At 48.4% G+C, this 930-nt stretch carries 2 protein-coding genes; one reads left to right on the forward strand and one right to left on the reverse strand.

Annotation, left to right across the window (positions count from 1 at the left end):
- The coding region (locus J5224_RS30515) for a hypothetical protein (protein ID WP_264628784.1) at positions 1-378 on the forward strand (378 nt) is incomplete at its 5' end.
- A 183-nt stretch (positions 379-561) separates the two neighbouring features.
- Here the strand turns inward: J5224_RS30515 and J5224_RS30520 are convergent.
- Positions 562-930: SDR family oxidoreductase (locus J5224_RS30520; RefSeq protein WP_264628785.1), on the reverse strand; the 369-nt coding region annotated here is incomplete at its 5' end.

Genomic DNA, 930 nt, shown 5'->3' on the forward strand with positions numbered 1-930 from the left:
TGTGAGCACTTTTCAGATTCTATGCTCGAATGTGATGATACTGTGTTGAAGCTGGCACTGTGTGGGCGACTTGCTACCTGTCTCAATTTGTTGAAATCCACACTGAATGCGCCCATTCCGCCTCATCTTGTCGAGAGCCTTGCCGTTGATGCGCTCCCTGCTACTTCTCCGCGCTTTGAACCTGATTATGAATCTCTCTGTCAATATTGCCAAACTTTAGTGCAACTGCTCACCGAGCAGAACTTATCTTCCGAAACGACTCCGGTTGTCATTGAGCTATTAGCTGAGCTGGTTTGGTTTTTTGCGGCTGGTCTTAAAGCCCCTCGTTGGTTGAAAACAGAACAAGGGCTTAAAGATATTGATGAAAAGCTAATGTGACGCAGTCAGGCATGCTGAGCTGCATAAAATAACGCTGTGGTTAGAGGTTGGTTTCCTCACAGGGAATAAGTTTTCCCTGTGGGAGATTCCCGCTTTCGCGGGAATGACAGGAGGTGCGGTATGACAGGTGATACGGCATAACAGAAAACGTAGTGTGTAGATGGCTGGGTAAGAGAAACTCGGTTAGCCAATAGGCTGAATGGTTTTCTGTAATGCACCTTGCCAGTCAGATAACGCAATACCTAACGTTTTGATTTTTTCCCCAGCCAGCGTGGAATACGCAGGCCGGTGTGCAGGAGTGGGATATTGCGCTGTAGTAATCGGTGTGAGCGTCGGTGCTTTACTCAGAACCGCTTTCTGCACTGCGGCAGAAAAGATAGCCTGAGCAAATTCAAACCAACTGACTTCTTTATCACCGGCGTAATGATAGATTCCCCCGGCGGCATTTTGTTGTAGCAGTGCAATAATCGCCTGTGCCAAATCACCCGCATAAGTGGGGCAGCCACGCTGGTCGTCAACAATGCTTAACGCATCCCGCTCTTTGCCTAAACG

It is taken from the genome of Candidatus Symbiopectobacterium sp. NZEC135, from assembly GCF_025962695.1.